A 6,904-nucleotide genomic window follows, 5' to 3' on the forward strand; every position below is an offset into this window, starting at 1 on the left:
GGCGCGGAGGCGGGACGCGCCGTCTGCGCGGCCTTCGCCGGCGCCGCGCCCTTCGGCGCGGCCCGCCCCGGACGCGGTGGCCGTACGTCCCGTCGCGCGGCGGTTCCGGCCGCTGCACGAGGAGCGGAACGTCCTCGGCGGGGTGCTGGCGGCGGCCGTGGTGTCGGTGGTGGTGTCCGCGGCCTGCGGCGCGTTCTTCCGCCCGCGGTGAGCGCCCGTCCGCGGCGGGGCGACCCGGGCGTGCCGCGGCGGGGTGACCTGAGCGTGTGAAGGGTGTTACCCAAGGGACAGCAAAGTACTTGTTGTGATCATGACGTCACGGACAGTAATTTTCAGCAGGCAAGCTCCCCGAACAGAAGGCGGTATGGCATGACCGAGACAGCGGACCGCACCCAGGCGAACGGCTCATCGCAGAACGAGCAGCTCAGCCTGGGCACCGCGGCGGCCCGCAATCTGGCCTCCACCACCAAGACCCCGCCCCAGATGCAGGAGATCACCTCCCGCTGGCTGCTGAAGATGCTGCCGTGGGTCCAGGTCTCCGGCGGCGGCTACCGGGTCAACCGGCGCCTGACCTACACCCTCGGGGACGGCCGCATCGAGTTCCTCTCCACCGGCGCCCGCGTCCAGGTGATCCCCGAGGAGCTCACCGAGCTGCCCGTGCTGCGCGGCTTCGACGATCCGGAGGTGCTGCGCGCCCTGGCCAACCGCTGCGAGCAGCGCGAGCTCGCCCCCGGCGAGGTGCTCGTCGAGATCGGCTCCCAGGCCGAGTACGTGGTCCTCCTGGCCCACGGCAAGCTCCAGAAGATCGGCCGTTCCAAGTACGGCGAGGAGGTGTCGCTGGGCCTGTGCGCCGACGGCGACTTCCTCGGCGCGGACGCCCTCGTCGGCGAGCACGAGTGGGAGTACACCCTCAAGGCGCAGACCACCTGCACCGTGCTGACGCTCAGCCGCGCCGACTTCCGGCAGGTCAGCGACTCCTCCCCCGCCCTGCAGGCCCAGGTCGCCGCCTACCTGGCCAGCCCGGTGCCCGAGCACAACCGCCACGGCGAGAAGGAGATCGCGCTCGCCGCCGGCCACGAGGGCGAGCCGGTGCTGCCCGGCACCTTCGTCGACTACGAGCTCGAGCCGCGCGAGTACGAGCTGTCGGTCGCCCAGACCGTGCTGCGGGTGCACACCCGGGTCGCCGACCTGTTCAACGAGCCGATGAACCAGGTCGAGCAGCAGCTCCGGCTGACCATCGAGGCACTGCGCGAGCGGCAGGAGCACGAGGTGATCAACAACCGGGAGTTCGGGCTGCTGCACAACGCCGACCTCCGCCAGCGCATCCAGACCCACGCCGGCCCGCCCACCCCCGACGACCTGGACGAGCTGCTCTCCCGGCGGCGCGGCTCGAAGTTCTTCCTGGCCCACCCCAAGGCGATCGCCGCCTTCGGCCGGGAGTGCAACAGGCGCGGCCTGTACCCCACCCCGGTGGACGTCGGCGGCCACCACATCCCCGCCTGGCGCGGGGTGCCGATCTTCCCCTGCAACAAGATCCCGGTCACCGCCCAGCAGACCAGCTCGATCCTGGTGATGCGCACCGGTGAGGACGAGCAGGGCGTGGTCGGCCTGCACCAGACCGGCATCCCCGACGAGTACCAGCCGTCCCTGTCGGTGCGGTTCATGGGCATCACCGAGCAGGCCGTCATCCAGTACCTGGTGAGCGCCTACTACTCGTGCGCGGTGCTGGTGCCCGACGCGCTGGGCGTGCTGGAGAACGTGGAGATCGGCCACTACTGAGCCGCCGCTCAGGGAGAAGGGAGTCCGGATGCAGCCTTTCCAGCTGCCCGAGTTCTACCTGCCGTACCCCGCGCGGCTCAACCCCGCCGTGGAGTCCGCCAGGGAGCACGCCAAGGAATGGTCCTACGAGATGGGCGTCCTCGGCCCCGGGTCGGTGTGGACCGAGGAGGAGTACGACGCGCACGACTACGCGACGCTGTGCGCCTACACCCATCCGGACTCCCCCGGCCCGGTCCTGGACACCGTCACCGACTGGTACGTCTGGGTCTTCTACTTCGACGACCACTTCTTGGAGCTGTTCAAGCGCACCGGCGACCTGGCGGGCGCCCAGCGCTACCTCGACCGGCTGCCGCTGTTCATGCCCGCCGACCCGGCCGCCGCCACGCCCGAGCCCGAGCACCCGGTCGAGCGCGGCCTGGCCGACCTGTGGGCGCGCACCGTCCCGGCGATGTCGCCGCAGTGGCGCGAGCGGTTCGCCGCCAACACCGCGGCCCTGCTGGACGAGTCGCTGTGGGAACTGGTCAACATCGAGGCGGGCCGGATCGCCAACCCCATCGAGTACGTCGAGATGCGGCGGCGGGTCGGCGGCGCGCCCTGGTCGTCGGACCTGGTGGAGTACGCCACCGGCTGCGAGGTGCCCGCCGAGGTCGCGCGCAGCCGCCCGGTGAACGTCCTGCGGGACACCTTCGCCGACGCGGTGCACCTGCGCAACGACCTGTTCTCCTACCAGCGCGAGGTGCAGGACGAGGGCGAGCTGTCCAACGCCGTCCTGGTCTTCCAGGACTTCTTCGGCCACGACGCGCAGACCGCCGCCGAACTGGTCAACGAACTGCTCAGCTCCCGGCTCTACCAGTTCGACCACACCGCGGTCACCGAGCTGCCGGTGCTGCTGGAGGAGCACGCCGTCCCGCCCGAGGGGCGGCTCGCCGCGGCCGGCTGGGTGAAGGGGCTGCAGGACTGGCAGTCCGGCGGCCACGAGTGGCACATGCGCTCCAGCCGGTACATGAACAAGGGCGCGCCGCGCTACTCCCCCTCCGGGCTGGGCACGTCCGCGGCCCGCGTCCTGCCCACCCCGCAGAACCTCGGCTTCGGCCGCCTGCGGTCCTACCGGCACGTCCCGTTCCGGCGGGTCGGGCCGAGCCTGCTGCCGGAGTTCGACCTGCCCTACCGGCTGCGGCTCAGCCCCCACCTCGACCACGCGCGCCGCGAGAACAACGCCTGGTCCCGCCGGATGGGCTTCGACGCGCCCGGCGCGCTGTGGACCGAGCGGCAGCTGCACGGCTTCGACTTCCCGCTGTGCTCGGCCGGGCTCGACCCCGACGCCACCCCCCACCAGCTGGTGCTGTCGTCGGGCTGGCTGACCTGGGGCACCTACATCGACGACTGGTTCCCCCGGGTGTACGGCCCCGCGCGGGACGCCGCCGGGGCCAGGGCCTTCGCCCGGCGGCTCCCGGCGTTCATGCCGGTCGACCTCGGTCCGGTGCCGCCCCCGCTCAACCCCGTCGAGGCGGGCCTGGCCGACCTGTGGGCGCGCACCGCGGCGCCCATGTCCGACCGGCAGCGCCACGGCTTCCACCGGGCGATCGCCGTGATGATCGAGGGCATGGCCTGGGAGTCGGCGAACGCCGCCCAGCACCGGCTGCCCGACCCGGTGGACTACGTGGAGATGCGCAGGCTCACCTTCGGCTCCGACCTGACCATGTTCCTGTCGCGGATCGGCTACGAAAAGCAGATACCGGATGCCGTCTTCGCCAGCCGCACCCTAAAGTCCATCAACGACGCGGCGGCCGACTGCGGCACCTTCCTCAACGACCTGTTCTCCTACCAGAAGGAGATCGAGTTCGAGGGGGAGCTGCACAACATCGTCCTGGTCCTGGAGCAGTTCCTGGGGGTCTCCAAGGAGCGGGCCGTGGAGACCACCGGACGGCTGATGAGCCTGCGCCGCCGCCAGTTCGAGCATCTCATCGCCGTCGAACTGCCCGTCCTGTGCGACCGGCTCGACCTGGACGCCGAGGCCAGGGCCGCGCTGGACGCCTATCTGGACGAGCTCCGCGACTGGATGGTGGCGATCCTCAACTGGCACCGCGACACCTCCCGCTACCCCGAGGCCGAGCTCGTCCGGGCCCGGCCGTCCCCCCGCGGCCTGCCCTCCCTCACCGGGCTGGGCACGGCCGCCGCCCGACTGTTCGCAGAGAGGACTTCATGACCGCCTTGCACGAGGTATCCCGTCCGGCCGCGGAGGTGCTGGAATGGGGCCGCTCCCTGGTCGAGCCCGCGCTGCGCGAGACGGTCGGCTCGCTGCCCGAGGACGTCCGGCTGATCACCGGGTACCACCTGGGCTGGTGGGACGCCGAGGGCAACCCCACCGGCTCCTCCGGCAAGGCGCTGCGCCCCACCCTGGCGCTGCTGGCGGCCCGCGCCGTCGGCGGGCGCGCCGAGGACGCGGTGCCCGCCGCCGTGGCGGTCGAGCTGATCCACGACTTCTCGCTGCTGCACGACGATGTGATGGACGGCGACGAGACGCGGCGCCACCGGCCCTCCGCCTGGCGGGTCTTCGGCACCAATCCGGCGATCCTCACCGGCGACGTGCTGCTGGCGCTGGCCGTGGAGACGCTGGCCGCCGCCGGCGGCCCCACCCGCGTCCTCACCACCGCCGTCCTGGACCTGCTGCACGGCCAGAACCTCGACATGTCCTTCGAGACGCGCGGCGACGTGCTGCTGTCGGAGTGCATCGCGATGGCCGTCGGCAAGACCGGCGCCCTGATGCGCTGCGCCTGCGCCCTGGGCGCCGGCGCCGGCGGCGGCACCCCCGACCAGGTCGCCGCCTTCGCCCTCTTCGGCGAGCACCTCGGCCTCGCCTTCCAGCACATGGACGACCTCCTGGGCATCTGGGGCGACCCCGCCGAGACGGGCAAACCCGTCTACTCCGATCTCCTCAACCGCAAGAAGTCCCTCCCCGTCGTCGCCGCCCTCACCGCCGGCACCCCCGAGGCCGCCGCCCTGCGCGCCCTCTACTCCTCCCCCGCCCCCTTCGACCCCGTCGAGGCCGCCGCCCTCATCGAAGCCGCCGGCGGCCGCTCCTGGAGCCACGACCGCCTCACCCAGCTCCGCAACCAGGCGCTGGCCACCCTCGACCCCCTCGCCCCCGCCCCCCACCCCCTGGCCGAACTCACCGCCCTGGCCGACCTCGTCATCACCCGAGCCCGCTGACCCCGCCCCCGAAGCGACGCAACGAGAACGGCCCCGGAGCAGCCGAACAGAACCGGCCCCGAGGAAGCGGAGCGGTAACAGCCGCACGGGAGCGGGCCCAGCGAGATGAAGCGAGCAAGCCGGACGGAAGCGGCTCCAGAAGGGTGGAGCGAACGCAGCCGGACGGGGAGCGGCCCCAGAGGGGCAGAGCGAGCACAGCCGCACGGGAGCCGCCCCCAGAGAGGTAGAGCGGGCACAGCCGGGCGGAAGCGGCCCCAGACAGCCGCACGGGAGCCGGCTCCAGAAGGGTGGAGCGGGCACAGCCGCGCGGAAGCGGCCCCAACGGGGTGGAGCGAGCTCAGCCGGGCGGGAGCGGCTCCAGAGGGGTGGAGCGGGAGCGGCTTGGGGGCGGTCGGGCGGGAAGGGCCCGGAGGGGTCGGGCCGAGATCAGCGAGATCAGAGGGTCTGGTGGGGGTCGCGGCCCGAGAGGGCGAGGGCGCGGGTGAAGAGGGGGGCGTCGGCGGGGACGGCGACGGGGGCGGCGAAGCCCTGGTACTGGCGGTAGATCTCGCCGTGCTCCTCCACCACCGCCAGGACGAGGGCGGCGGAGGCGTCGGAGAGGGCGAAGTCCTCGCCGATGGAGCGGGCGACGTCCCAGCCGTGCACGGCCAGCTCCTTGACGATCATCGCGGCGATCTCGGGGGCGTCGGCGGAGTGGCCCTCGCCGAGGGGGATCTCGCCCTCCCAGGCGGCGGGCCGCGCCCAGGCGGCCAGGGCCCGGTCGAGCTGGGCGGCGTAGGCGGCGGCCCAGTCGTCCTCGGCGGTGAAGTCCCGCTGGAGGAGCTCCTCGGGGATCGGCTGCTTCAGCGCCCGGCGCTCCAGCCCGTGGGAGGTGTACAGCACCCAGTGGTTCACCAGCGCCCGCAGGTCGAACTCCGCGCAGGGCGTGGGGCCGTCGAGCCGTTCCTTGCGCACCTTCCCCGCGACGCGCGCCGCCTCGGCGGCGCACTCGGTCATGGCCTTGTACGTTTCGTTCATACTTTCGAAGGTAGTCCGGCGCGTGGGCGAAGTCTTGAACAAACACGACGGCTACGATGCGGACATGGCGGCGAAGACCCGAGGCATCCTGCACCCCGCTGAGCAGTCCCGGTACGTCGAGCTGACGCAGCACGCGCCCAGCGCCCCCCTCGAGGCGTACGTCGAGCACTACTGGCATGTGCGCTGGTCGGTCGACGGCGTCTACGAGTCCAAGGTCCTCAGCCACCCGAACGTGCATCTGGCCTCGGAACCCGAAGGCGTGCTCGTCTACGGCGTCACCCGCGCCCTGTTCACCCGCAAACTGGAGGGCGACGGCCACGTCCTGGGCGTGAAGTTCCGCCCTGGAGCGTTCCGCTACTTCTCCGGCGCCCCCGTCTCCACGCTCACCGACCGCCGCGTCCCCGCCGCAGAGTTCTTCGGCCCCCAGGCCGACGCCCTGGGCCGAGCCGTCCAGGCCACCGCCGACCCCGCCGAAGCCGCCTCCCTCGCCGAGGCCTTCCTCCTCCCCCGCATCCCCCCGCGCCCCGACCCGGACGCCCTCCGCGCCGCCGGACTCGTCGCCCGCTTCACCGCCGAACCCGCCCTCTTCCGCGTCTCCGACGCCGCCGCCACCGCCGGCCTGTCCGTCCGCGCCCTCCAACGCCTCTTCTCCGAGTACGTAGGCGCCTCCCCCAAGTGGGTGCTCCGCCGCGCCCGCCTCCACGAGGTCGCCGCCCGAGCCGACACCGCCGCCGCCCCCATCGACTGGCCCGCCCTGGCCACCGAACTCGGCTACGCCGACCAGCCCCACCTCATCCGCGACTTCACCGCCGCCACAGGCCACACCCCCACCCGCTACACCCGCCCCTGACCCCCCGCACCCCGCACCCCGCACCCCGCACCCCGCACCCCGCACCCC

The 6,904-nt window shown here is 72.8% G+C and carries 6 protein-coding genes; 5 read left to right on the forward strand and 1 reads right to left on the reverse strand.

All coding sequences use genetic code 11. From position 1 onward, the window contains the following. The 4 genes from ABD140_RS39405 to ABD140_RS39420 all read left to right on the forward strand — a co-directional run. The coding region (locus tag ABD140_RS39405) for a hypothetical protein (protein ID WP_344248093.1) at positions 1-211 on the forward strand (211 nt) is incomplete at its 5' end. Between the two features lie 158 nt (positions 212-369). Continuing rightward, positions 370-1,779, forward strand: a complete 1,410-nt coding sequence (locus tag ABD140_RS39410; protein WP_344248095.1) for a family 2B encapsulin nanocompartment shell protein — start codon at positions 370-372, stop codon at positions 1,777-1,779. 28 nt (positions 1,780-1,807) lie between these two features. Next, the gene (locus ABD140_RS39415; protein ID WP_344248097.1) at positions 1,808-3,985 is read left to right on the forward strand and encodes a terpene synthase family protein; all 2,178 of its coding nucleotides are present in this window, start codon (positions 1,808-1,810) and stop codon (positions 3,983-3,985) included. Further along, complete coding sequence (locus ABD140_RS39420) at positions 3,982-4,989, forward strand: polyprenyl synthetase family protein (protein WP_344248099.1); 1,008 nt, start codon at positions 3,982-3,984, stop codon at positions 4,987-4,989. The genes ABD140_RS39415 and ABD140_RS39420 overlap by 4 nt, the downstream gene beginning before the upstream one ends. A gap of 435 nt (positions 4,990-5,424) precedes the next feature. On the opposite strand, the gene ABD140_RS39425 is transcribed toward ABD140_RS39420, so the two are convergent. Further along, the gene (locus ABD140_RS39425) at positions 5,425-6,006 is read right to left on the reverse strand and encodes a TIGR03086 family metal-binding protein (protein WP_344248101.1); all 582 of its coding nucleotides are present in this window, start codon (positions 6,004-6,006) and stop codon (positions 5,425-5,427) included. A gap of 64 nt (positions 6,007-6,070) precedes the next feature. Between ABD140_RS39425 and ABD140_RS39430 the strand changes: the two genes are divergently transcribed. Next, entirely contained in the window at positions 6,071-6,856 is a 786-nt protein-coding gene (locus ABD140_RS39430) for a DUF6597 domain-containing transcriptional factor (protein ID WP_344248103.1), read from the forward strand. The last annotated feature ends 48 nt before the right edge of the window (positions 6,857-6,904 follow it).

It is taken from the genome of Actinocorallia libanotica, from assembly GCF_039525175.1.
GTDB classification, from domain to species: domain Bacteria; phylum Actinomycetota; class Actinomycetes; order Streptosporangiales; family Streptosporangiaceae; genus Actinocorallia; species Actinocorallia libanotica.

Bases quoted from the DNA above. Each gene is read 5' to 3' on its own strand.
- ABD140_RS39410 (WP_344248095.1), top strand. From the start codon at position 370: ATGACCGAGACAGCGGACCGCACCCAGGCGAACGGCTCATCGCAGAAC.
- ABD140_RS39415 (WP_344248097.1), top strand. From the start codon at position 1,808: ATGCAGCCTTTCCAGCTGCCCGAGTTCTACCTGCCGTACCCCGCGCGG.
- ABD140_RS39420 (WP_344248099.1), top strand. From the start codon at position 3,982: ATGACCGCCTTGCACGAGGTATCCCGTCCGGCCGCGGAGGTGCTGGAA.
- ABD140_RS39425 (WP_344248101.1), bottom strand. From the start codon at position 6,006: ATGAACGAAACGTACAAGGCCATGACCGAGTGCGCCGCCGAGGCGGCG.
- ABD140_RS39430 (WP_344248103.1), top strand. From the start codon at position 6,071: ATGGCGGCGAAGACCCGAGGCATCCTGCACCCCGCTGAGCAGTCCCGG.